The following is a 24,056-nucleotide window of genomic DNA, read 5'->3' as shown; positions in this document are numbered from 1 at the left end:
TTTCTTCTTTTGAAGCTGAATTTAATAAGGAGTTGGCTTTTTCTTTTATTAATTGTATTGAAATAATTCTTGCAGTTCTTGCTGTGACAATTCTGTGATCCACTTGTCATTTTGAACTAACTGTTCACTTAGCGCGTATTTTTTCATCATCATATCATCAATCTTTTCTTCAATCGTCCCTAAGGAAATAAATTTATGAATATGGACAAATTTTTGTTGACCAATTCGATATACGCGATCTGTCGCTTGATTTTCGACTGCTGGATTCCACCAACGATCAAAATGAATTACGTGATTCGCGGTTGTTAGGTTCAAACCAACTCCACCTGATCGTAAGGATAAGATGAAAATGGAATGCTGACCAGATTGAAAAGATGCTACCATGTCATCACGCTCTGCTTTTGATAAACCTCCATGCAAGAATAATACATCTTCTTTTAAAGCTCTTTTCAAAGTACGTTTTAGCATGTTCCCTGTTTCAAGATATTGAGTGAAGATTAAGCAGCTTTCATTTTGTAGTTTAATTTGTTTTAGTAGCTCAACTGTCTTCTCAAGCTTAGGTGATCGAGTAATAGCTTGCTTATTAATTGGCTCTTTTAACAACAAAGCAGGGTGGTTACAAAGTAGTTTGAGCTTTGTTAGAAGTTGAAGAACCTGACCGCTTCGTTCAATTCCTTTTTGTTCTTTAAGATCGTTAAGAGTCGAATGAACAAGCTCTTCGTACAGCACTTTTTGTTCAGCTGTTAACTCAATATGCACTTTTTCTTCTTGTTTATCAGGTAGGTCTAAAGCAATTTTTTTATCTGATTTAGTACGTCTTAATAAAATGGGAGAAAGCAATGCTTTTAACTGTTTCGATTTTTTTAGGTCTTGTTCTTTCTCAATTGGAATAACAAATTCTTTCTTAAACCTTTCTAAGCTATCTAGATAACCAGGATTTAGAAAATCAACAATAGACCATAGCTCGGTTAACCGATTTTCGATTGGTGTACCGGTCAGAGCAAATCGATGAGCTGTATTTAATTTTTTAACTGCTTTTGCCTGTTTAGTATGAGGGTTCTTAATATGTTGGGCTTCGTCCAAACATACTGTATCCCAAACTTTCGCTTGAAAAAGTCCGACTTCTTGAGCCACCAATTGATAAGTTGTAATGACTAGATCATAATCACTTATTTCATCTAGACTTGTTGTGTTTTCTGACGCTAATCGGTTTTTACCATAGTGAGTATACACTTTGAGGTAAGGTGAAAATTTACTCAGCTCTTTCTCCCAATTCCCAATCAGTGAAGTTGGGCAAATAAGTAAAAAGGGCTTTTGTGCAGCGGCTAGTTCATTTGCCTTTGTAAAATAACTAATCAACTGAATCGTTTTACCAAGACCCATGTCGTCTGCTAACAAGCCGCCTATCCCTATTTGACGTAGGTGGATTAACCAATTTAATCCTACCTGTTGATAATGGCGCAGTTTTCCTTTAAAAGCAGAAGAAAGTTGGATAGGTGGAAGTGTATGAGCTTGCTTTAATTGATTAACAATTGATTGAGAGTGTGAATTTAAGTAATATTCAATGGGCACGTTATTGCAATCATTATCAAATGAAAAAGGCTGTTTTAGATGCGAACGCAATACTTGATGGACGCTAACGCCTTGTTGCTTTGCTTCTTTTAGCAGCTTTTTCGCTTTTCTGATAAGCGTACTGTCTACATGAATCCATTGACCATCTAATTTTAGCAACTGTTTTTTCTTTTTAATCAAGTCGTTGAGCTCATCTTCCGTTAACCTATGTGAGTCTATAGAAACCGACCATTGAAAGTTTGTTAAAGCTTCTATTCCAAACGAAGACGCTTGGTTTTCTTCATGGACAGCGTGTACTTGAATTCGACCTTTTTTAATTCCTTTCCACCAGCTAGGTAGCTGCATGTGCACACCTTTTTGAATTAATTCATTGCTTTCCTGGGTCAGGAAGTTCCATAGCTCTTCATCAGATAACGTAGGTACTTTTCCTGATAAGGCATGTCGTAAGGTAGGTGATGAGTGCTTAATTCGTTGAACTTCATATAAAATAGCTTTTTCATTTTGATACTCATGAATCATGTCATCACGAATAAGAAAAGGGTCTTGATCGCTATCTGCAGGAATGGCTACTAGCTGAACTTCCCAAAAAGAACCTTCAAATAACGGTTCTTCAAATCGCACAGATACGGTATATTCACTTTGAGGATAAGGGATATTAGCCTCCTCGAGCAGCTGATAAGTATGATTGAGAAAAAGAAATTCAAGCACATTTTTTTCCCAAGTTGAATTGCTATTTACCAATAAAGGCTGTGTTAATCCATCGACAGTTAATAGGTTCTCTTTTAGCTTTAAAGCTCTATTAAAGTAATCCTGAACTTCTTCTGAAAACGTTGGTGTTAATAAGTGTCCTTTTTCAATGGACAAAAAGAATGTGAAGCTATCCCATGCTGACAATAGAATACCACTCTTGCCGTCCAGCTCAAAAGGAGATAGAGTTGTACCGTAATAAGAAGAAGAATGCCATAAAAATAGGGAATTCTTCCATTTGGCTGGCTGTAGAAGCTGTTGGTTTCTGTCGGTGCAGTATAAAAACAACTTATCTTCGTATTTATCAATATGGAGCGTTAGTTCAAATAAATCAAACATCAGCATGAAGCCCTCTTTCTTTTAGTAGCTTTTGAAATAAGGATAGTGATTTTGTTTCACCATGTAAATAGTGTATATAACGATGAAACAACTTCTCTTTATTTGTTTTAATATAAATTTCTTGTAGTTTTAGTAAGTAATCACATGCAAGTGCATAGCTTGTTTTCTTACGCTCTGAAATAAAGTGACTAATAATTTGATGCAGGATTGGAATCGCATAATCTGCACGTTGTTGAATAACATATTCAGCTATTTCACTTGCTTGTTGGGCATCATCAAAGTCTAGCAGTACTTGAAGTTCCATCCATTCTTTTAAATATCCTTTGTTATGTAGATACTGGCTATATTCAATAAAGCTATACGGTAATAAAAGCTGAAGGCACACGATATAAGGATCTTCCTTCTTTATGAGAAGTGCGTATTGTTTAAAAAGGTTCACTAAGATTGAAACCATATTTCGACTTCCTTGATAAGTGGAGGGAACAGTCCTTACATACTCACCCATTTTATTTGAAAGATAGGTTATCCACACTGGCAAGCGCTCCGTTTCTTTTTGAGAAAGCAGTTCCTTTACCCAAGAGATATAGTAAGGAAGCTTTGATAAGTCATCTGGTTTTAGAGTTAGGATAGCACCTTCATCGTTTCCATTTAAAAATAATAAATAGCTACGGGCAATAGTCGCGTGAATAGAGGTAAAAGGTTTAAGAATGGTTAATTCTTTGTTGATCCATTCCTCGTCATTTAATACATTTGCCCATATAACCTCATATAACTTCATCAATTCATATTGTAATGAATCACTTTCATCTAGTAATAAGCGAATAAAAGATAAACTATTTTCAATAATGAATTTCTTATCATCTGGAATGGAACTTAGCTTATTAACTTTAGCTAATTCACTTACTTTATTAGTTAGTTTATAAAGGTGCACATATAAGAAGGATTCTTTTGTGTTAGCAGAGAGCTGAATCTGCTTTAGCTCATCATTAAATTTTAAGACGGCGTATAGACCTCCATATAAAAGAAAAAGGTTTCGTAAGGTCGGTTCAGTTGGAGCTGTCTTAGTTAATGACATAAAAAACTCCTCATATAGATTTTGAAAAATAGAAAGGTTTTTGGTGGATTGTGCTTGCGAGAATTGATCGTATACTATATCAAACTGCTCGATCCACGCCTTAAAAGAAAGATCAATGGAAAGAGAAGAAGGTTTTTTTGGTTGAATGAATAAGCTTGTCTCCCCTGCGCTTCGCCACTCTTGAAATAGTATTGTTAGGGGCTCATATTGGGCCCAAAGAAAGAAAACCAAAGCGAATTGATGTTTGCAAAATTCACCATCATTGCACGTGCACGAGCTTTTGAGTAAGTTGCTTGTATTAATTGTTGTGGTAAATCCATCTACACGGTTAGAGATGGTCTCTGTGTCTTGCTTTATGCCATTGTTTGAAATCTGCTTATATAATTGAAGCCCATCAGCAGCTTTTGCTTTATAAATTGGATTATTGTAGGGAAGAGTAGAAATAAATTTTGATTTTAATTTATAAATAAACTCGGTCATTTGACTCATCCTTTCAAAATGGAAGCGATGTAGAATTTCGTGACAGTTATGATAAGGTTATTATAAAATACATTTATATGAATTGTAACAACCATGAATTTAATGGGAGGTAAATGAAATGACAGTACGTAAAGCAATCATACCAGCTGCAGGATTAGGAACACGATTTTTACCTGCAACGAAAGCGCAACCAAAAGAAATGTTACCGATTGTTGATAAACCAACGATTCAATATATTATTGAAGAGGCAGTAGCTTCTGGTATTGAAGATATTCTAATTATTAGCGGTCGCGGTAAGCGCGCGATTGAAGATCACTTTGATAAATCATATGAATTAGAAGAAACGTTAGCAGCTAAAGAAAAATGGGACATGCTTAAAGAAATCCAAGAAATTTCAAGCTTAGCCAATATTCATTACATTCGCCAAAAGGAACCAAAGGGGTTAGGGCATGCGATTAACTGTGCACAAAGCTTTATTGGTAATGAACCTTTTGCAGTTTTACTCGGTGATGATATTGTACAATCGGAAAAGCCTTGCTTAAAACAACTTATGGATGTTTATGAAGAACACCAATGTACGGTAGTAGGTGTTCAGGAAGTACCTCGTCAAGAAACGAATAAATATGGAATTATTGGAATTGAAGAGTCAATACAAGATGATGTTTTTGAAGTAAATACGTTAGTAGAAAAGCCAAATCCGGCTGATGCACCTTCTACGTACGCAATTATGGGAAGATACATTTTAACACCTGAGATTTTTGATATTTTAAGTCAAGAGAAAATTGGTGCTGGGGGAGAAGTGCAGTTGACAGATGCAATTTTACAACTGAATGAATCTCAGCGCGTGTTGGCTCACTATTTCCAAGGTAATCGCTATGATGTAGGAGATAAGTTTGGTTTTATTAAGGCTACGGTAGATTTTGGTTTGCAAAGAGATGAACTGAAAGAAAAACTAATGGACTACTTTCAAACGATTGTAAAAGACAAATGATTATAGTAGATGAACTAGCGCACTGCAACTAGTGCGTTAGTTCTTTTGGTTTAGAAAAAGCTTAAAAAGATAAATCATTTGTTCGGTGATGAACAAAACAAAACTGATGCATAATATAAATAAGAAGACAATTTGAATAGTGTTTTTATATAAAAGCTATCATGATGCAACAATTTTCGCTATAATATCATGTAGGTTTCATTTATAAAGTATGTCATATAAAGGAGATTTTCTGTAATGGCAAAAAAATTATGTGTAGTTGGCTTAGGGTATATTGGTTTACCGACAGCCGTTATGTTTGCAAATCATGGTTTACAGGTTCACGGCGTTGACGTAAACGAGCATGCAGTCAACTTAATTAAAAATAAACAGCTTCATATAGAAGAGAATGGACTACAAGAGCGCTTAGAAGAAGCAGTCGACGAAGGCTTATTCACGGTTAGTACAAAACCTGAAGAAGCAGATGTATTCATTATTGCAGTACCTTCGCCAATTAATAGTGATAAAACAGCTAATTTAAATTATGTAAGAGAAGCAACCAAATCAATCGTTCCTTATGTTCGTAAAGGGAATTTGGTTATTTTAGAGTCAACAGTTCCTCCTCGTACTGTAGAGGATGTTATGCTACCTGTTTTAAAAGAAACAGGACTAGCGTTTGGAACAGAATTATTTGTGTCTCATTCACCTGAGCGTGTTATTCCAGGTAAGGTATTTGAAGAACTGGTAAACAATGATCGCATTGTGGGTGGAATTAACGAAGAATCAAGTCGATTAACAGTGGAATTATATAAAGTATTCGTAAAAGGCAATATTCACGTAACAGATGCTACAACGGCTGAAATGGTCAAGGTTATTGAAAATACGTACCGCGATGTGAACATTGCTTTCGCGAATGAGTTAGCAAAAATTAGTGAAAAACTAGGTGTTAATGCTTGGGAAGCGATTAAGTTAGCGAACTATCATCCACGTGTAAACATTCATTTACCAGGGCCGGGTGTAGGGGGACACTGTATCGCAGTTGACCCATGGTTCTTAACAGAACTACAACCTGAGTTAGCGAAAATCATTTCTCTTTCTCGCCAAACAAATGATTCAATGCCAGAATATACCGCGCTAAAAGCAAAAAGCATTCTTGATGCAAAAGGCATTCAGCACGGTCGTGTTGCCGTATTAGGCCTAGCATTTAAAGGGAATATTGATGATATGCGTGAAAGTCCATCAACGGATGTATTGGCACATTTAGATAAGTTAAATGTTGATTACACGGCGTTCGACCCGCACATTAAAGAAAATAAAATTGAAAAGCAAACACAAGACTTAGAGGAAGCTGTAGCTCATGCAGACTTAATCTTAATTCTCACAGACCATAACGAATTTAAAGAAATGCTTCCGTCTGCAGTTGAAGATAAAATGCGTACCAAAGCTATCTTTGATACGAAAAATTGTATTCAGCGTGATGCATGGAAACAAGCAGGATTTGATGTTATTTTATTAGGTGATTCTAAAGTTTCTACAATGTAAGCATAATAAAGATAACAATGAAAGACGGGCTATAGCCTGTCTTTCATTACGAATAAACACAAAATTTTAGTATCTTTAAATAGGTGATTTGATGAAAGAGAATATCTTAGGTGTAGATGTATGTCACGACACATATGATGAGTTAGCAGTAAAGCTAATGGAAGATATTAATCAACGTAACACCTCGTTTATTGTAGCCATTAATCCAGAAAAGATCATGAAAGCCCAAGAAGATCAGGAGCTACGTACATTGCTAAATAAAGCAACGTATCAAATTCCAGACGGTATTGGTGTTATTTTGGCTTCTAAGCTTCGCAAAGGTAAAATCCGCGAACGAGTAACGGGAATTGATATGATGATGAAGCTTTGTGAAACAGCTGCTGTAGAAGGCAAGAAAATCTTCTTGTATGGTGCCAAGCCAGGCATAGCTGAAGAGGCGAAAGTCAAGCTAGAAGAGAAGTTTCCAGGTATTCAAATTGTGGGTGTACTTGATGGTTATGAAAAAGACGAGCATGTAATTGAAACAACTATTAATGAATCAAAAGCAGAGATCGTTTTTGTTGCATTAGGAAGCCCAGCACAAGAAAACTGGATTTTAGCAAACAAAGATCATTTATACCCTTCCGTTTACCAAGGGGTAGGAGGATCGTTTGATGTAATTTCTGGTCGCTTAAACCGTGCTCCAGAATTTTTTCAACGATTCGGGTTAGAATGGTTATATCGCTTAATAAAAGAGCCATGGCGTTTAAAAAGACAACTAGCACTACCAAAGTTCTTACTTAAAGCGCTAAAAGGATAATAAAAAAGAGAGCCTAGGCAAAAGGCTCTCTTTTTTATTACGCTTCTTTTTTATCTTTAATTTCTTCTGTTAGCTGATCTAAGCTGTGACGAACGTTTCCTTTTCCAGAGAAGTTTTCAATCAATTCTTTAACATCTAACCCAGATGAAGCTTTTAACGATTCTTGTAAAGTAGACATTAGGTTGGTAGCATAGCCAGTTACTTTATTGGCACCGCCATTTTCACCTGAGCTACCTGTATCAACGACTGTAATCTTATCAATATTAGATAAAGGTGCAGCAACTTGCTTCGCATATTCTGGTAGCATTTTGATAATCATATCCAATATAGCTGCTTGACCGAACTGTTCAAACGCTTCTGCGACTTTTTGTTTTGCTTCCGCTTCTGCAAGTCCTTTTAAACGAATAATTTCTGCTTCTGATTCACCCTGAGCACGCTCAGCATCCGCTTTTGCAAGACCATCAATACGAACGCGTTCAGCTTCTGCTTTAGCCATTGTTTCAACACGATACTTATTTGCATCCGCTTCTGCAAGTTGCTTCGCTTTTTCAGCAGCAGCAGCCTGCTCAACTGCGTAGCGATCCGCATCTGCTTTCTTTTTAACTTCAGAATCATATTGGCGTTCACGACGAAGAATTTCTTTTTCTTCTAACTCAATTTGTTTTTGACGCTCAATGATACGAATTTGCATTTCATGTTCTGTTACTTCCTGTTTTGCACGAGCTGTTTCTAAATCATATGCTTGGTCAGCACGAGCTTTTGCAATATCTTGTTCACGGCGGTATTCAGCCGTTTTTAATTGGTTTGCTTTTTCGGCTTCCGCAATTTCAGTATTTCGCTCTAGTTCCGCTTTTTGAGCATCTTTGTGTGCTTCTGCGCGCTTAATTCTCGTTTCTTTTTCAGCTTCAGCAGTAGCAATGTCAGCGTCACGTTTTACTTGGGCGATACGAGGTTTACCAAGGGATTCTAAGTATCCATTTTTATCACGTACATCCTTGATTGTAAATGAGACGATAACAAGCCCCATTTTTGCTAAGTCTTGAGAGGCTACGCGCTGTACTTCTTGTGAAAATTTCTCTCGATTTTTATAAATTTCTTCCACAGTCATTGATCCTAAAATCGAACGTAAATGTCCTTCAAGAACTTCACGCGCTTCCGTTTCACGATCTTCTTTTGCTTTACCTAAGAACTGTTCAGCTGCTGTAGCAATTTCTGATATAGAACCGCCTATTTTAATAATAGATACACCATCGGCCATCACGGGTACACCTTGTTCTGTATATACTTCAGGTGTTGATACTTCTAATTTACTTGATAATAAACTCAATGGTTCAGCTTGTTGAAATACGGGTAATACAAATGTACCTCCGCCTCGAACAATTTTGATTCTATTTCCAGATTCATCAACGTGAACATTCTTTGATCCTAAATAGCTACCTGTGACAATCAGTGCTTCATCAGGACCTGCAGTACGATATTTGGTAATAAATACTCCAATCAATACGATTAATAAAAAGACAACGATTCCAGCAATAATAAAAATGGACATAAATATCCTCCTCTTGATTATGAATTTGGTAGTGTGTAGTTGGTCGATTCGTAAGTAACAACAACCGCATTTCCGTTTTTGATTTCAACAATCAATACTTTGGTACCTGACAAAATTTCTTGATTTTTTAAGCTAATAGCTGGTTTTGAAATAGTACCACTTACGTCTTTAACAACAACTTCACCGTATCCGTCAATAGGAATAGGAATGATGAGTTCGCCAATTCGGCCTTGAAGAGATGACTCTGTAAAAGCAATTGATTCTTCAGCAGATGATAAAGGAATAAGAACAAAAATATTAAGTAGTGTTACGAGTAATAGGGCAATAATTGCAGAGACAATCAGATTTAAAATACTAGAAAATAGCTGTAATTGTTCTAAGATATAGCCGCTTGCACTGAAGATTGTAAAAAAGGAAAAAATGAGCGTAGGATTTAATCCAGGAATACCCTCAAATAATGCATCTAGTACGTCACCGAATAAAATGTATAAAAAGGTAAGGGTACCAAAACCAATTAGCGTGTAAAGGTAAATTGTCTGAATAGGTACCGAGAACAGTTCCAATTTGAAAACCTCCCTTCATTTAATTCTTATAAAAGGTAATACGCTCAAAAAATGGAAAAGTTTCATTTTTTATAAAAATAATAATTTTTTTTCAACTTTAAGGTTGAGATGATGCAGTAGATAAGCAATTGGTTCATTCATCCATTCGAATGTTCGTATATTTGCAAAGACGGTTAAATACAATAGATAGGGTGTTGGTTAGCAAGAGAAAGATAGAAGAAAAATATAAGAGTGCAGGTGTGTATTAAATGATAGATACATAGAAAAAGTTAGTTTAAGCTTTATAAAGACAAATTCTTATTTAAGTAGTAAAATCAATATGGTATAATCCAGTTTAGGAGAAAACTAGTCAAAAAATTTTGTGCAATAGCTCGCTCATATGTAATATTATCCAAATCTAAATAACAGTAACATTTACTGCGATTTTGGTTAACATAAACCTGAGGAGGGTCTACATGTTATATTTGACCTTGTTTATTTGTTTTATTTCGTCTATTTTAGTCACTCCGCTTGTTAAAAAATTAGCATTTAAAATAGGTGCAACAGATAAGCCAAATCAACGAAAAGTTCACCAGAAAATTATGCCTCGTCTTGGAGGATTAGCAATATTTATTAGTTTTTTAATCGGTTATTTCCTTTTACAACCAACTAGCCCTTACGCTTTAGCAATTATCATCGGAAGTTTTATCATCATTATCACAGGTGTGTTGGATGATATGATGGAACTTTCAGCAAAAATTAAGCTAGGCGGTCAATTGCTTGCAGCATTAATCGTGGTGGTATATGGCGGTGTACAAGTTCAGTATATCAACCTTCCTTTTAACGGCAGTCTTGAGTTTGGCGTTTTGAGTATTCCTCTTACTATCATTTGGATTGTAGGGATTACCAATGCCATCAACTTAATTGACGGATTAGATGGTCTTGCAGCTGGAGTTTCTTCAATTGTGTTAATTACAATTTCAGGAATGGCCATTATGATGAACGACGTGTTCGTAACGAGTATGGGCTTTATCCTGTTAGGCAGTACGCTTGGGTTCTTGTTTTATAATTTTCATCCTGCCAAAATCTTTATGGGAGATACAGGGGCACTGTTCTTAGGGTACATGATTTCGGTTTTATCTCTGTTAGGATTTAAAAATGTTACGTTAATTTCATTGATTGTACCCGTTATTATTCTCGGTGTACCGATTTCAGACACGTTCTTTGCAATTATTCGCCGTATCGTTAAAAATCAGCCGCTTTCGGCTCCTGACAAGTCGCACCTGCATCACTGCCTGTTGCGCTTAGGGTACAGCCATCGCCAAACAGTTTTAATTATTTACGGTATGAGTGCAATCTTTGGCCTAGCAGCGGTTATCTTTTCTCAGGTACAAACCATGTGGGGATCGTTCCTCGTTCTCGCCATTTTAATTTTTGCAATTGAAATTATTGTGGAGAAAATTGGTCTGGTAGATAAAACATATCGACCACTACTCAATATGTTTCAAGCTCTGCGATATAAATAAAAAAAGCCTGTCGGCTCGGGGACTGACCCCGTAAAGTGAGACAAATAAAAAACACCTTTAAGTTGAAAACTGGGTATGTAGTACCTAACCATCACTTGGAGGTGTTTTTTCTATGGGAACAAGAGTTAGTTATCCAGTCGAACTAAAGTTAAAGGCAATTGAAATGAGATTAGCCGGTGTACCTGTAAAAGAAGTCTTATCACAACTAAACATTCGAAATCCTACCCAATTAAAAACGTGGATGAAGTGGTATCAAACTGGGGATGTACACCGGTTGGAACAGCCAGTAGGCAAGCAATATGCCTATGGAAAAGGTCCTGATTTTGAAAGCGAGACAGCGAAGTTAGAGGCTGAGAACCGACAGTTAAAGCAACAAATCGAGATTTTAAAAAAGTACAAGGAATTGGAAAGGAAGTGGTACCAGAAATCGCAGTGAACCTAGTGGAAGAGTTAAAAGAACAAATCCCTATTTATCAAATCTGTTTCCATCTTGGTATTCCCCGATCCACTTACTACCGTTGGAAGCAGCATAGTCAACAGGATACACGAAAGAAATGGATGGAACAGCAAGTGGGTGAACAATGTCGTGCACACAAGTTTCGATATGGCTATCGAAAAATCACAGCTGTACTCAAGCGAACCATGAAGATTAACCACAAGTTTGTGCAGCGTACCATGCAGAAATACGGTTGGCAATGTCGTGTTAAACGGAAGAAACGGCAGCGAACAGGGCAACCTTATCAGGTTGCAGAGAATGTATTAAATCGTGACTTTCAAGCTGAACGCCCTCTTCAAAAGCTCGTGACCGATATTACGTACTTGCCTTTTGGGCCGAAACCATTGTATCTTTCAAGTATTCAAGATTTATTTAACGGAGAGATTATTGCGTATTCCATAGGTGATTGTCAAAATGTCGCGTTTGTTTTAGACACGCTTAACCAACTCCCTTCTCTACCGGAAGGGTGTACGTTGCATAGTGATCAAGGCTCTGTGTACACATCGTATGCTTATCAACAAACAATTAAAGAGAAAGGCATTATCATGAGTATGTCCCGAAAAGGGACGCCCGCAGATAATGCCTCAATTGAATCGTTTCATTCCTCACTAAAGTCTGAAACGTTCTACCTTGACGAGTTGACATACACTACGACTACCATCGTAGAGCAAACCGTCAAAAGCTATATTACGTATTATAACCATGCCCGTATTCAAACAAAATTAAACAACCAGTCTCCTGTACAATACAGAAAACTGGTTGTTTAAAAGGTGTTTTGATTCCTGTCTCAAAAACAGGGGTCAGTCCCTCGGCCGACAGGCTTTTTTCTATTCTTTGCTTTCTTCGTCTAGACCTAAATGTTCGTGTAGCGTATCGCTTACTTCTTGAACAGCCATATCATCCAAGTCATAATAATAAACCCCATTAATCGTATCATCTGTCCCAGCAAGGTTTAATGTTTCAATCTCAATATTTTTTGAAGCGTAATCGTAGAACGAAAGCATCTCGCCAAACATTAAGTTTGTTTTCATGTTATCACCAACAGCTTCGATTAAGTTACCATACTTTGTCATAGACCCAATTGACGACGCTTCCTTAGCGATAGCTTGCATAAGCTGCTGCTGTCGCTTGCCTCGTTCAATGTCACTATCTTGTTTTCTTGTTCGAGCAATGGCTAGTGCTTCTTCACCGTTTAAGTGCTGTTTACCAGCTTTTAGTACGACCCCTTCATGATGGTCACTAGAGTCTTTTTCTTTTAAGTCGTAAGGTACATCAAATTCGATGCCTCCTAAAGAATCAACAATTTCAGTAAAAGCCTGAAAATTAAGCTTTACATAGTAGTCTACGGGAACATCGAATAGCTCTTCAACTGTTTCGACCGTTGCTTTCGGTCCACCATATGCATGAGCATGCGTAATCTTATCTTTTTTGCTGACTTCTGGAATATATACACGAGAGTCGCGAGGAATACTCACAAGCTTCACCGTTTTTTCTTTTTCGTTTAGCGTCGCTAAAATTAGTGCATCTGTACGAGCAGATTTCCCGAAATTTCGCGATTCGCTGTCATCAACCCCCATAAATAAAATGGAGATGTTGTCTTTCTTAGGGTCGATTTTTCGATCGCGCATCGGTGAAGAGTCACGATCTCCTAAGCTTTGAAATGAATCAGATGCAACGCTTTTTGCTTTAGCGAACAAATAAGAGCCGTACGCCGTAGCGGATAATCCAATGATTAAGATTGGCAAAAGAAAAAAAGAAAGCAATCTTCTTTTTCGCTTTTTTCGATTTACTCGTTTTTCAAAACGCCTATGCTGAGCCATATACGTTCTCCTTTAGTTTAGTAAGTTTTTACATAATTTTATTGTTTGTTGTTAGAATTCAATTTAAACGGTATGGTTTCAATATTACCTTATATTTTAGTAAGGAAAAGAACGACGCACTGTGACTCAGTGCGCTGTCTTTCATTTTACAATGTTTTTAATTCACAGTAAATAATTCATTATATCTCTTCTTCTAAATAGGTCACTTCGCCTGCTGAAATGTCTGCTTGGCCATTTGTAAGTTCCGTCATCCATGCTGTAAATGCATCTTTTTGACTCTCTTCGACAAATGTATCTACAATCACGTTATCTGCATAATGAATTTCTTTTAAGGCATAAGGTGAATTGCGTAATTCATTTTCTAGCTTGCCAAGCCACGTATAATCGACTTTTGTATGCATGATTTGCATAAGTGTACATTTTACGATGCCAATGTTTGTAAGGCCTTCAGATACTGAGTTGCTATATGCGCGAACGAGTCCTCCAGCCCCAAGTTTAATGCCGCCAAAATAACGCGTTACTACCACAACAGTATCCTTTAGCTCTTTTCGCTTCAGTACTTCAAGCATTGGTACACCGGCAGTACCACTAGGCTCACCGTCATCATTAGCTTTTTGAAACTGATCCCGCTCTCCGATTAAATAGGCAGAACAGTTGTGGTTTGCGCTCCAATGTTCTTTTTTTATCCCTTGAATAAAGTCTTGTGCTTCTTTTTCCGTTGTCACACGCTTTGCATGGCAGATAAAGCGCGATTTTTGAATCACAATTTCATGTGCACCAGACTGTTTTACAGTATAATATTGAGGTAACAAGGTAGTAAAATGCCTCCTGTTTATATGATTTTATGTGTTTATTAAAGAAAAGTGGGTAATAGGTAATTAAAATTAAGAATAAAAGCAATTTTTTCTTATCTCACTTATTATAAAGCTTCAAAACTGATACATCAATTTGGAGCCTTGAATTGTTACAGTGTTGTAAAGTATTTATCAATGATAATGGACAGACTAACTAAACCAAAAGTTTTAAAAAAATAATCACATAAATGTTACGAATGACATGTAATTGTTAAACGAAACAGGATGTTTGTCCCTGTTAATGGTGAGATAGAAATGGTAGTCTTTTGGAGTAGAGTGTATATCATGCATGAAAAAAGTAGTGAGCAAAGATGTACACCAAAAGAACTTATTCTATTCTAATATAAGAAAAACAAGAAGGTATCTCATATGTTTTTCTATAGCCATGCTGTTTCTATAGATGCTGTCTTAATCATGTAAACTGGAGTCTATCCAGATTTCCTCGCAGTTCAAGTAAGTCGTACGAGAAAGCGTAATAACGTATTGGCATTTCTTCGAATGTGAGTGTAAGCTTGAGGTGAACAAATGTCAAAACATAAATTAACAAGTAAAATGTTAGATGAAATATTAGACAAAATCATTGGCACAGTTGGAAATAGTAAAGATGAAGTATATCGCTTATCTGAAAGTGCACGACAGGAATATGAAGAGATAAAAGAAGAACTAGAAGGTTTAAAAGCCAAAGTTTTGCATGTTATTGAACAAGGAGATCGCTTAGAGGCTCAGGCACGTTTAGCACGAAAGCGCTTAGCTGAGGTAAGTAAGCATTTTCAAATTTATTCTGAGCCAGAGGTGAAAGATGCCTACGAAAAGGCTCATGAACTGCAAACAAAGCTTTTGATGAATCAGCAGTCAGAACACCAGCTTAGAAGTAGGCGAGATGAACTTGAGCGTCGATTGATGTCGTTGGAAGAAACCATTAAGCGTGCAGATCACCTGGTAGGACAGATTTCAGTAGTATTAAACTATTTAACCAGCGATTTGAAACAAGTTGGAGAAATTGTTGAAGATGCTATTCAAAAAGAGTATTTTGGCTTTCGGATTATTGAAGCACAAGAGGAAGAGCGGAAAAGATTATCCCGTGAAATTCATGATGGTCCAGCTCAAATGCTAGCTAACGTGATGATGAGGTCGGAATTAATTGAGCGTATTTACCGAGAGCGCAGTGCTCAGGAAGCTATGGATGAAATTCGAGATTTACGAAAAATGGTGCGTTCAGCACTTTATGAAGTGCGAAGAATTATTTACGACTTAAGACCAATGGCATTGGATGATCTCGGGTTAATTCCAACGCTCAGAAAATATTTAGATACGATTGAAGACTATAATGACGGTAAACCACGCATTACTTTCATTTCGATTGGACAAGAAAAACGTACTGCGTCAAAGCTGGAAGTAGCACTGTTTCGACTTGTACAAGAAGCTGTTACAAATGCGTTAAAGCATGCGGATGCCTCGGAAGTTCAAGTGAAAATTGAGTTTAATAACGAACAAGCAATTTTACTTGTAAAAGATGATGGATGTGGCTTTGATCAAAATCAAAAAAAAGAAAATTCCTTTGGTTTAATTGGAATGAAGGAAAGAGTAGATTTGTTGGGTGGAAGCATTGCTGTCCATTCAAAATTAAATCAAGGTACACTTGTTATGATTAAAGTACCGATTCTAAATAAATAATAAAAATAACAATAACATCAAATTAATATAGTAAATAACTATTCACTGTTAGATTTGGGGAGGAACCGAACATGCAAACAAGAATTGTCATCATTGATGACCATCAATTATTCCGCGAAGGAGTAAAACGTATTTTAGATTTTGAAAAAGATTTTGAAGTAGTAGCAGAAGGTGACGATGGTAACGAAGCGATTGGTCTTGTTGAAGAACATCAACCTGACGTTGTTATCATGGATATCAATATGCCAGCTGTAAATGGTGTTGAAGCAACAAAGCAGCTAGTAGAGATGAATCCAGATACGAAAGTTATCATTTTATCTATTCATGATGATGAAACATATGTGACTCATGCACTTCAAACAGGAGCAAGAGGCTACCTATTAAAAGAAATGGATGCAGATGCATTAATTGAAGCTGTTAAAGTGGTAGCAGAAGGTGGATCTTACCTACACCCGAAGGTAACGCATAGCCTAGTAAAAGAATATCGTCGCCTGGCAGCTCAAGGTCAATCATCTTCATATCCACATGAGCCAATTGAAATCCGTCGTCCACTTCACTTATTAACTCGCCGTGAATGTGAAGTACTCCAGCTTTTAGCTGATGGAAAGAGCAACCGTGGAATTGGTGAAGCTCTATATATTAGTGAAAAAACAGTTAAAAATCATGTAAGTAATATCTTACAAAAGATGAACGTAAACGACCGTACGCAAGCCGTTGTTGTAGCAATTAAAAACGGTTGGGTAGAAGTACGATAAAAAAAAGCTCCGCATACATTTGTATGCGGAGCTTTTTTAGGTGAAAAGACATATGAAAAGCAAAAAAAAGTAGCCGATACATACCGTAGAGAACATATGTCGTAAAGCGACTTAATGGAGCGTGAATCTATGAAAATTCAGCAGTCATCCCATTCGTTGCATCACGCGATTGCGCCTTCGGCAACTACAGTTGCAACAGAAGATACGCTGCAAGGAATAGTTAAGGAAGTAATGAATGAAAAAGAAGTGCTTATGCAGGTAAAGGGACGTGAAGTACCCGTTTGGCTAGACCAGCCAGTACATGAAAATGATCATATTAAAATAAAAGTAACGCATATAAAAGAAGGTTATATAGAAGGACAAGTTTTATCGAAAACACCAACAGAGGTTTTTGAAGAACCGATTACAAGGCCAAATATGGCAGCTCCTTCAGAACAAGTACAAAAAGCTGCTCAAAGACTTAGAAATGCTGGATATCGAATAACAGAATCTTCGATAATAGCACTTGAACGTTTTTTCACTATAATAAATCGCTCCGCTTCACAAACAGATGAAACGATTTCTGCTCTTGTGAATAAAGAGTTAGAAGTTACGGTAACGCATCTTACTGCAATTGATGAAGCTCTTCATGGTGATGGATTAAAGGAGCTTTTTAAAGAAGCGGTTACCAATCGACCGAATTTGTCATTAGAGCTACAGATTAAGGTTGAAGAAGCTTTAGAAAGTGTAAAAGGAGCGACTCAATCTTCTTTTACCCAAGAGGAAATCAGCGTACTGCTTCAACGTCTAAAAACAAGTGATAACGTAGAGAGTATTCTTCAGCAATTAAAAAAGGTAGAAGAAATACCTAAGAATATCGTAGAGCAATTACAGCGTATTTTCCGAACGAGTCAAGAAGTCACAGCGAGCATTCTTAAAGAATTGAATCGAGACGACCTGCTGAAAAACATGCCCCTAACAAAACAAGAAATGCAGACTTTGCTTCTTGAATTAAAGAGTAGCGGTGTATCGCAAGAAGTTCAGCGAAAGCTACTAGAAGGCTTAAAGCTACAAGAACTTGTTCTTCAGCGCACCAGTGATTTGGTAACAGCGTTACAAACAAAACAAGCAGATATAAAAAACGTTCAAGAAGTACTTCATTTGGCGGTGCGTAAGTTTAGTCGTGAGCCGAATATAAAAGTTGCTCTTGAGCATCTTTCCAATCAAGTGTTATCAGTTTTAAAATCTCATCCGGAACACGCTGAAAAAGTAAGTGAAGCTCTTGTTGAGGCAAGTAAATTAGCAGATCAGCATAAAGAAATGGCTGCTAGAAAGCAAATAAATGAAGTTATATTGGCCATTAGCGAGAGTTCTGAGCAATCATCAGCAAAAGACCTACCTTTTCATGCTGCTACAAAAGATGTAGTTGTAACGGTTGTGACAGAAAAACTTGCGCATATCACAAAAGAATTTAAAAATATACAGCAGCAAGTAAATCGTCAGCTTCTCAATGTGTCGGATTTGCTTCAAGAATCAGCACCTTCAGCAAGAATGAAGGCTTCACAACTGTTAGAAGCAACCGTTAAGCAGCTAGATAAAGCGATTTTACAAAGTGATTTCATGTTATATGCTGATATGAAGTCTGAAAAAGAAATGTTGAAGGCTAGTCAGCTTCTTCAAGAAGCCAAACGTCTATTAGCACAAGGGGATCGCTCTCAAGCTCACAGCTTAGTTATGCAAATTAAAGAGATGATTAAAGGAATGGACTATAAGCCTTCTCACCAAAAGATGCTGCATTTTGTTCAAGACGATTTGTTTTCAAAAGCTGCTTTACCAGGAATTAGCATCGTTGATGAGTCAGAAATAGGAGCTAGAGATATCTATGAAACGGTAAAGAGATTGGGGTTTCAGCGTGAAAAAGAGGCATTACATGTATTACAAGGACAACAGCAAGCATCCACAGCTGATGTTAAAAGTGGTCTGTTAAAAGGAGAATATGTGGGCGTGTCGGCTCAAACAACTGATTCAGCCCTTCAGCATATTACAGGACAGCAGCTCTTAAATAAGCAGGATTCCTCATCAGCGCAGCAGCTTTATATGCAGATACCTTTTACGTTAAAAGGTGAAATAGGAACCATGAAAGTATTTGTTCAGTCAAATAAGCAGCATGAAAAAATTGACTGGGAAAATACAAGCTTATACTTTCTATTTGAGACGAAGCAACTCGGTGAAATTGGCGTGATGTTAAAAGCAGCAGATCGTAATTTGTCCATTTCATTTGAAACGAACAGTGACGTTTTTGTATCAAACGCTGATACGGTTGTGGATGAATTAAAGGATAAAATTACAGCAATTGGTTACGCAATTACAGGGGTCTCCTATTCAGAGTTACGAAAAGGAAGCGAAGAAGAAGTGAAAGCACCAATTAAGAAACAAATCCCGCTTCTGTCAATGAAAGGATTTGATTATTCAATATGAACTATCAGTATATTAATACAGGGAATAGAAGGCAAAAGAGAGGACCTTCTGCAACAGTTATTCGCTATGAGCAAGGGGAAGGAGCACCAAAAGTCGTTGCGCAAGGTTCAGGTTTGACGGCAAATCGAATTCTTAGTCTTGCAAAGCAACATGATATTCCTCTGCAAGAAGACGAAACGCTTCTGACAAATTTGATGGATATTGAGCTAGGAGATCAAATCCCCCCACAGCTATACGGAGTTATTGCTGAAATTCTTTTATTTGTAAAAAAAGTCGAGGACATGAATGAAAATGGCTACTAGACGTGCCGATAAGTAAAAAAAGGACTACACAAGGGAGATATGATGAATTGGACTTTTTAACGGAAGAGCTTCTTTATCAAAAAACATCGCAGCAGCTCACGTCCATGCTGTATGAAAAAGCGATTTTAAATATCGAAGAAAGCATTGAACATATTCATAACAAAGATTTCTATACAGCGAATGAAAATTTAAAAAATACAAGTGATATTCTTCATCGCCTAGGCGTCGGTTTAAAGTATGAAGCAGGCGTTATCGCGGAGCAGCTGGATACGATTTATAACTACGTAGCAGAACGAGTGGTAGAAGGAAACATGAAGAAAGATATTACGATTTTACAAGACGCGCATCACGTTTTAAAGGAAATTTCAGTTGCTTGGAATAAGGCAATGAGTGAAGAGGTAGCCCAAAAGCGACCAAGCATTCGTAGAAAATTATCGTCTTATGAGAGCCAAATTAGTACAACGACATTATAAAGAGGAGCTTATTAAATGAGAATCAATCATAATATTCAAGCGTTAAATGCTTATAAAAACTTATCCACGAATCAAATGAATACGTCGAAAAGCTTAGAGAAACTATCATCTGGACTTCGTATTAACCGCGCAGCAGACGATGCAGCAGGATTAGCTATCTCAGAGAAAATGCGCTCTCAAATTCGCGCTTTAGATATGGCAGAGCGTAATGCGTTAGACGGAATTTCACTCATTCAAACAGCAGAAGGTGGCATGCAGGAAGTGCACAGTATGCTTCAGCGCATGCGCGAACTAGCCGTTCAATCTTCAAACGGCACATATCAAGATGCTGAAGACCGTGCGTATTTAGATGCTGAAGTGCAGCAGTTAAAGCAGGAAATCGACCGTATCGCACAAACAACACAATTTAACGGTACAAATTTATTAGATGGGAAAACAACGAATATTCAATTTCAAATTTCACCAGAGGCTCCGAGCTTAGCGCTAAAGTTAGCTAAAATTGGTGACGTTACGACGGCAACTTTAGGTCTTACGACAACTTCTATTACAACCGCAACAAATGCAACAACTGCTATTACTCAGCTTGATAAAGCGATTGCTGCTGTGTCAAAAGATCGCTCAACGCTTGGTGCTGCACAAAACCGCCTTGAGCATGCCATGAGCAATATCAGTACAATGAGTGAAAACTTAACGGCTTCTGAATCGCGCATTCGTGACGTGGATATGGCACAGGAGATGACGGAGTTTACGAAAAACAACATTTTAAACCAAGCTGCGCAAGCGATGCTTGCACAGGCTAACCAGCTTCCACAAGGAATTTTACAGTTGTTAAAATAATGGATTATGAAAAAGAGAGAAAAGCACGGTGCTTTTCTCTTTTTCCTGTATAATACAAGTAAAAATGAAAGAGGAATAGAAATGGATGTTCAGCGAATTAACGGACTGACAAATCAACTAAACGTTTCTAAAGCGAAAGAGGTTCAAGAATCAATTACGTTCACGGACGTTATGGCTAAAAAGCAGCGTGACCTCACCCATGAGCGTTTATCACAACTGGTGACAAAAATCGATGAACAAGGTCGTCACTTAGCCAAGAATCAGACGGTTGATGTGCTTCGAAAGTACAAAGCCCTGGTGAAAGAGTTTATGGATGATGCAGTTAAAAATGGCTTTGAACTGCATGAAGAGAGGGGCTTTAACAGAAGAGGAACGACAAAGGTATATAAGCTTGTAAAAGAAGTCGATCGTAAGCTTGTTGATTTAACAAACGACGTGCTAAATAAATCAACGAATGAGCTTCAGCTTTTAGCAAGAGTAGGTGAAATCCAAGGTTTATTGGTCAACATCTATACGTGAAAAGAGGGAAAGGTTAAAAGGACTTTCTTTGTTTTTGTAAACATGCATTTTAAATTGAAATGTTGTAAAATAGAGTGAACTTATTTTTAAATAATAAAAAAGGATGGACCCTTTCAAATGAAAACGGCAATTATTACTGATAGTACAGCGTATATATCAGAAGAAGTGCGCGCTCAACATGACATACATATGGTACCGCTTAGCGTTATTTTTGGTAGTGAAACTTATCGTGAAGAAATAGACGTAACGGCGGAAGAATATTTTCATAAAATTAAAGATGCCAAAACATTGCCAACAACCTCTCAGCCTCCAATTGGTGAGTTTGTTGAACTGTATGAGCAGCTACAGCGTGATGGTTATGAGTCGGCGGTCGTTGTGACGCTCTCAAGTGGGATTAGTGGAACCTATCAAGGGGCACTTTCAGCAAGCGAAATGGTTTCAGGTTTTGACGTACAAGTATATGATTCTGAAATTAGCTGCATGGTGCAAGGCTTTTATGTTCTTGAAGGAGCTAAAATGGCGAAAGCTGGTCGTACGCCAGCAGAGATTGTAAATCGTTTTGATGAAATGAAAAAGTCTATACGTGCTTATTTTATGGCAGACGATCTTTCACATTTGCAGCGTGGAGGTCGCTTAAATGCAGCTCAAGCGATTATTGGAAGCTTGTTGCAAGTTAAGCCACTGCTCCACTTTGTTGATAAAAAAATTGTCCCTTATGAAAAAATCCGTACAAGAAAGCGCGCGTTAAAACGTATCGTAGAATTACTGGATGAGGATGCACGTGAGCTTGCGCCAATGAAAGGCGTAGTGATTCATGCCAATCGCCCTTCAGAAGCAGCAGAATTTAAAGCAGAGCTGCAAGAAACGTACCCTCACATTGAGTGGACCCTGTCATACTTTGGACCAGTTATTGGTACTCATCTAGGAGAAGGTGCCATCGGTGTTGGTTGGTATAAAGAATAAAGCCAAACTAACTTTTTGTTAGTTTGGTTTTTTTTATTGCAGGAATTTAGTCAACGTATCTCGTACTAGTTAGGATGAAAGGAGCGATGTTTTTGCGTTTTATTCTACATGCCAATCAGTTAGTACCAAATGCCTCACGGGAAGCGAAGGCGATCTCACAGCTTCCGGAGTGGTATACCCCCTCTGTTAACCCTGCATTTTTATTTAGTTCAAGTCTCCAACAATTCCTCGTTGGGAAGCAATTACTCCCTGATGAACTCACTTCATTTTCTTTTTCTACTCTTCATGAACATTACGAACAAGGCTATATTCGCTATCATAAGTCAATCATTAAAAAAGACGTGATGACCTGCATGCGCTGTGGAAATCAGCAGCAGCACCTATTTGCTTCGTTTCATTGTGGTCGCTGTTACAGCACGTGTACGTATTGTCGCGCTTGCATTGGGATGGGGCGTGTATCAGAATGTACGCCGCTTATCACATGGAAAGGTCCTCTTTTACGCAAGGTTTCGTCCCCAGCTCTTACATGGAAAGGCAAGCTTTCTCCTGCTCAGCAAACGGCTTCTAGCCAAATGGTAGAAGCCGTAAATTCAAATCAAGAGCTGCTCGTATGGGCCGTTTGTGGCGCTGGGAAAACGGAAGTTCTCTTTGAAGGTATTGCCAAAGCACTTGGTTTGGGTAAATCAGTATGCGTCGCCACGCCGAGAACGGACGTAGTCCTGGAGCTTCATCCAAGGCTTCAACAAGCATTTCAAGGATTGGAAGTAGTGGCGCTTTACGGTGGAAGTGCTGATAAAGGGAAGCACTCTTCCTTAATCCTCGCAACCACGCATCAGCTTTTGCGTTACCATGAAGCATTTGACGTCGTGATCATTGACGAAGTAGACGCATTTCCTTATTCAGCAGAACCAATGTTGCATTATGCTTCCAACAAAGCTCGTAAAGTAGAATCAACCCTTATTTACTTAACAGCAACTCCCAGTGAAAATCTTAAGCAACAGGTTAAAGAAAATAAGCTAGCAGCTGTCAAAATATCGGCTCGCTATCACCGGTATCCCATTCCGATACCTCGTTTTGTATGGTGTGGCAACTGGCAGAAGAGGCTTGTTAAAAAGAAGTTACCTTTTTCTATATCAAGCTGGATCAAGCAGCGAGTATGTGATGATAAGCAGTGCTTTGTGTTTGTACCAAAGGTCAAATGGGTTCAGCCCGTTGTAGAACTCATTCAACAGCTAACGCCAAGCGTGGCTGGGGTGCACGCAGAAGATAAGGAGCGAAAAGAAAAAGTAAAAGCATTTCGTGAGCGGCAATATACCATTTTGGTTACAACAACCATTTTAGAACGAGGGGTGACTGTCCCTAATATTGATGTCGCTGTAGTAGGTGCTGAAAATGAAATTTTCACTGAAAGCGCACTTGTGCAAATTTCAGGCCGAGTTGGTAGAAGCGCAAACTTTCCAACAGGAGACGTGGTCTTCTTTCACTATGGGCAAACGGGTGAAATGAAAAAAGCGAAAAAGCATATGGTAGATATGAACGATATGGCAAAAAAACAAGGTCTAATTCAGATATGATATGGTGTTTACTGTGCCATGAATCAATTGAACCCGCTCATAGCTTCTCGTCTCTGATTTCTCCACAGCAAAAAAAGTGGCTGTGTGAAACGTGCCAGTCATCTTTTAAAGGGCTTTCAGAGCCACTTTGTAGACGTTGTGGAAGGATGCTTAATGAGCTTCCTATAGCTTATTATAAGGGTGAATATTGC

General features: G+C 37.8%; 20 protein-coding genes and 1 pseudogene. 14 read left to right on the top strand and 7 right to left on the bottom strand.

Going from position 1 to position 24,056, the window contains the following annotated elements; translation table 11 throughout:
- Positions 1-48: 48 nt before the first annotated feature.
- The 3 genes and pseudogenes from V2145_RS21485 to V2145_RS18475 form a co-directional block, all read right to left on the bottom strand.
- Positions 49-603 (bottom strand): DEAD/DEAH box helicase, encoded by a 555-nt coding sequence (locus tag V2145_RS21485; RefSeq protein ID WP_442956800.1) that lies wholly within the window; start codon positions 601-603, stop codon positions 49-51.
- 15 nt (positions 604-618) lie between these two features.
- A pseudogene (locus tag V2145_RS21480) lies at positions 619-2,091 on the bottom strand (DEAD/DEAH box helicase); the annotation flags it as partial.
- A gap of 559 nt (positions 2,092-2,650) precedes the next feature.
- Positions 2,651-4,213, bottom strand: a complete 1,563-nt coding sequence (locus tag V2145_RS18475) for a hypothetical protein (protein ID WP_330988090.1) — start codon at positions 4,211-4,213, stop codon at positions 2,651-2,653.
- A 118-nt stretch (positions 4,214-4,331) separates the two neighbouring features.
- Between V2145_RS18475 and galU the strand changes: the two genes are divergently transcribed.
- The 3 genes from galU to V2145_RS18460 all read left to right on the top strand — a co-directional run bounded on the left by galU (position 4,332) and on the right by V2145_RS18460 (position 7,524).
- Positions 4,332-5,204: a UTP--glucose-1-phosphate uridylyltransferase GalU gene (gene galU, locus V2145_RS18470; RefSeq protein WP_094911058.1), complete on the top strand. Its 873-nt coding sequence runs from the start codon at positions 4,332-4,334 to the stop codon at positions 5,202-5,204.
- A 237-nt stretch (positions 5,205-5,441) separates the two neighbouring features.
- The gene (locus V2145_RS18465) at positions 5,442-6,725 is read left to right on the top strand and encodes a nucleotide sugar dehydrogenase (RefSeq protein ID WP_094911059.1); all 1,284 of its coding nucleotides are present in this window, start codon (positions 5,442-5,444) and stop codon (positions 6,723-6,725) included.
- A gap of 91 nt (positions 6,726-6,816) precedes the next feature.
- A complete protein-coding gene (locus tag V2145_RS18460; RefSeq protein WP_094911060.1) occupies positions 6,817-7,524 on the top strand; it encodes a WecB/TagA/CpsF family glycosyltransferase in 708 nt (235 codons plus the stop codon).
- Between the two features lie 37 nt (positions 7,525-7,561).
- Here the strand turns inward: V2145_RS18460 and V2145_RS18455 are convergent, their stop codons facing one another.
- Positions 7,562-9,073 (bottom strand): flotillin family protein, encoded by a 1,512-nt coding sequence (locus tag V2145_RS18455; protein WP_247600549.1) that lies wholly within the window; start codon positions 9,071-9,073, stop codon positions 7,562-7,564.
- Positions 9,074-9,090: 17 nt separating this feature from the next.
- Positions 9,091-9,636 carry a hypothetical protein gene (locus V2145_RS18450; RefSeq protein ID WP_179289226.1) on the bottom strand — a complete coding sequence of 182 codons (546 nt, stop codon included), beginning with the start codon at positions 9,634-9,636 and terminating at the stop codon, positions 9,091-9,093.
- 455 nt (positions 9,637-10,091) lie between these two features.
- Here V2145_RS18450 and V2145_RS18445 point away from each other — a divergent pair, with 455 nt between their 5' ends.
- Together V2145_RS18445 and V2145_RS18440 are read left to right on the top strand one after the other, a co-directional pair.
- Positions 10,092-11,141 carry a glycosyltransferase family 4 protein gene (locus tag V2145_RS18445; RefSeq protein WP_094911062.1) on the top strand — a complete coding sequence of 350 codons (1,050 nt, stop codon included), beginning with the start codon at positions 10,092-10,094 and terminating at the stop codon, positions 11,139-11,141.
- 112 nt (positions 11,142-11,253) lie between these two features.
- Positions 11,254-12,404, top strand: a protein-coding gene (locus V2145_RS18440; RefSeq protein WP_330987294.1) for an IS3 family transposase whose coding sequence is annotated in 2 segments (ribosomal slippage) — positions 11,254-11,527 and positions 11,527-12,404 — 1,152 coding nt in all. Because the reading frame shifts where the segments join, the coding sequence is not laid out codon by codon here.
- A 60-nt stretch (positions 12,405-12,464) separates the two neighbouring features.
- Here V2145_RS18440 and V2145_RS18435 read toward each other — a convergent pair.
- Both V2145_RS18435 and V2145_RS18430 read right to left on the bottom strand, forming a co-directional pair.
- Positions 12,465-13,457 carry an LCP family protein gene (locus V2145_RS18435; protein WP_094911063.1) on the bottom strand — a complete coding sequence of 331 codons (993 nt, stop codon included), beginning with the start codon at positions 13,455-13,457 and terminating at the stop codon, positions 12,465-12,467.
- 179 nt (positions 13,458-13,636) lie between these two features.
- A complete protein-coding gene (locus V2145_RS18430; protein ID WP_094911064.1) occupies positions 13,637-14,269 on the bottom strand; it encodes a YigZ family protein in 633 nt (210 codons plus the stop codon).
- A 567-nt stretch (positions 14,270-14,836) separates the two neighbouring features.
- Between V2145_RS18430 and V2145_RS18425 the strand changes: the two genes are divergently transcribed.
- The 9 genes from V2145_RS18425 (at position 14,837) to V2145_RS18385 (ending at position 23,865) form a co-directional block, all read left to right on the top strand.
- Positions 14,837-15,985 carry a sensor histidine kinase gene (locus V2145_RS18425; RefSeq protein WP_094911065.1) on the top strand — a complete coding sequence of 383 codons (1,149 nt, stop codon included), beginning with the start codon at positions 14,837-14,839 and terminating at the stop codon, positions 15,983-15,985.
- A 71-nt stretch (positions 15,986-16,056) separates the two neighbouring features.
- Positions 16,057-16,740 (top strand): response regulator, encoded by a 684-nt coding sequence (locus tag V2145_RS18420; RefSeq protein ID WP_025908789.1) that lies wholly within the window; start codon positions 16,057-16,059, stop codon positions 16,738-16,740.
- A 129-nt stretch (positions 16,741-16,869) separates the two neighbouring features.
- Positions 16,870-19,197: a hypothetical protein gene (locus V2145_RS18415; RefSeq protein ID WP_330988089.1), complete on the top strand. Its 2,328-nt coding sequence runs from the start codon at positions 16,870-16,872 to the stop codon at positions 19,195-19,197.
- Positions 19,194-19,499 (top strand): EscU/YscU/HrcU family type III secretion system export apparatus switch protein, encoded by a 306-nt coding sequence (locus V2145_RS18410; protein WP_131887515.1) that lies wholly within the window; start codon positions 19,194-19,196, stop codon positions 19,497-19,499. Before V2145_RS18415 ends, V2145_RS18410 begins: the two co-directional genes overlap by 4 nt.
- A gap of 47 nt (positions 19,500-19,546) precedes the next feature.
- Positions 19,547-19,972: a flagellar export chaperone FliS gene (locus V2145_RS18405; RefSeq protein ID WP_311856122.1), complete on the top strand. Its 426-nt coding sequence runs from the start codon at positions 19,547-19,549 to the stop codon at positions 19,970-19,972.
- A gap of 15 nt (positions 19,973-19,987) precedes the next feature.
- The gene (locus V2145_RS18400; RefSeq protein WP_311856124.1) at positions 19,988-20,809 is read left to right on the top strand and encodes a flagellin N-terminal helical domain-containing protein; all 822 of its coding nucleotides are present in this window, start codon (positions 19,988-19,990) and stop codon (positions 20,807-20,809) included.
- Positions 20,810-20,890: 81 nt separating this feature from the next.
- Positions 20,891-21,328 (top strand): YaaR family protein, encoded by a 438-nt coding sequence (locus V2145_RS18395; protein WP_330988088.1) that lies wholly within the window; start codon positions 20,891-20,893, stop codon positions 21,326-21,328.
- 117 nt (positions 21,329-21,445) lie between these two features.
- Positions 21,446-22,291: a DegV family protein gene (locus V2145_RS18390; RefSeq protein ID WP_094911070.1), complete on the top strand. Its 846-nt coding sequence runs from the start codon at positions 21,446-21,448 to the stop codon at positions 22,289-22,291.
- A gap of 86 nt (positions 22,292-22,377) precedes the next feature.
- Positions 22,378-23,865 (top strand): DEAD/DEAH box helicase, encoded by a 1,488-nt coding sequence (locus V2145_RS18385; RefSeq protein ID WP_442956791.1) that lies wholly within the window; start codon positions 22,378-22,380, stop codon positions 23,863-23,865.
- Positions 23,866-24,056: the final 191 nt, after the last annotated feature.

It is taken from the genome of Priestia sp. GS2, assembly GCF_036409025.1.
GTDB lineage: Bacteria > Bacillota > Bacilli > Bacillales > Bacillaceae_H > Priestia > Priestia aryabhattai_A.
The sequence above is the reverse complement of the archived record's forward strand: the minus strand, read 5'-3'. Positions and strand labels throughout refer to the sequence as shown.

What these genes read in the sequence shown, in the direction of transcription:
- V2145_RS18460 (WP_094911060.1), top strand. Translation starts at nt 6,817, where the DNA reads ATGAAAGAGAATATCTTAGGTGTAGATGTATGTCACGACACATATGAT.
- V2145_RS18420 (WP_025908789.1), top strand. Translation starts at nt 16,057, where the DNA reads ATGCAAACAAGAATTGTCATCATTGATGACCATCAATTATTCCGCGAA.
- galU (WP_094911058.1), top strand. Translation starts at nt 4,332, where the DNA reads ATGACAGTACGTAAAGCAATCATACCAGCTGCAGGATTAGGAACACGA.
- V2145_RS18390 (WP_094911070.1), top strand. Translation starts at nt 21,446, where the DNA reads ATGAAAACGGCAATTATTACTGATAGTACAGCGTATATATCAGAAGAA.
- V2145_RS18400 (WP_311856124.1), top strand. Translation starts at nt 19,988, where the DNA reads ATGAGAATCAATCATAATATTCAAGCGTTAAATGCTTATAAAAACTTA.
- V2145_RS18395 (WP_330988088.1), top strand. Translation starts at nt 20,891, where the DNA reads ATGGATGTTCAGCGAATTAACGGACTGACAAATCAACTAAACGTTTCT.
- V2145_RS18435 (WP_094911063.1), bottom strand. Translation starts at nt 13,457, where the DNA reads ATGGCTCAGCATAGGCGTTTTGAAAAACGAGTAAATCGAAAAAAGCGA.
- V2145_RS18455 (WP_247600549.1), bottom strand. Translation starts at nt 9,073, where the DNA reads ATGTCCATTTTTATTATTGCTGGAATCGTTGTCTTTTTATTAATCGTA.
- V2145_RS18415 (WP_330988089.1), top strand. Translation starts at nt 16,870, where the DNA reads ATGAAAATTCAGCAGTCATCCCATTCGTTGCATCACGCGATTGCGCCT.
- V2145_RS18465 (WP_094911059.1), top strand. Translation starts at nt 5,442, where the DNA reads ATGGCAAAAAAATTATGTGTAGTTGGCTTAGGGTATATTGGTTTACCG.
- V2145_RS18425 (WP_094911065.1), top strand. Translation starts at nt 14,837, where the DNA reads ATGTCAAAACATAAATTAACAAGTAAAATGTTAGATGAAATATTAGAC.
- V2145_RS18445 (WP_094911062.1), top strand. Translation starts at nt 10,092, where the DNA reads ATGTTATATTTGACCTTGTTTATTTGTTTTATTTCGTCTATTTTAGTC.
- V2145_RS18410 (WP_131887515.1), top strand. Translation starts at nt 19,194, where the DNA reads ATGAACTATCAGTATATTAATACAGGGAATAGAAGGCAAAAGAGAGGA.
- V2145_RS18475 (WP_330988090.1), bottom strand. Translation starts at nt 4,213, where the DNA reads ATGACCGAGTTTATTTATAAATTAAAATCAAAATTTATTTCTACTCTT.
- V2145_RS18385 (WP_442956791.1), top strand. Translation starts at nt 22,378, where the DNA reads ATGTTTTTGCGTTTTATTCTACATGCCAATCAGTTAGTACCAAATGCC.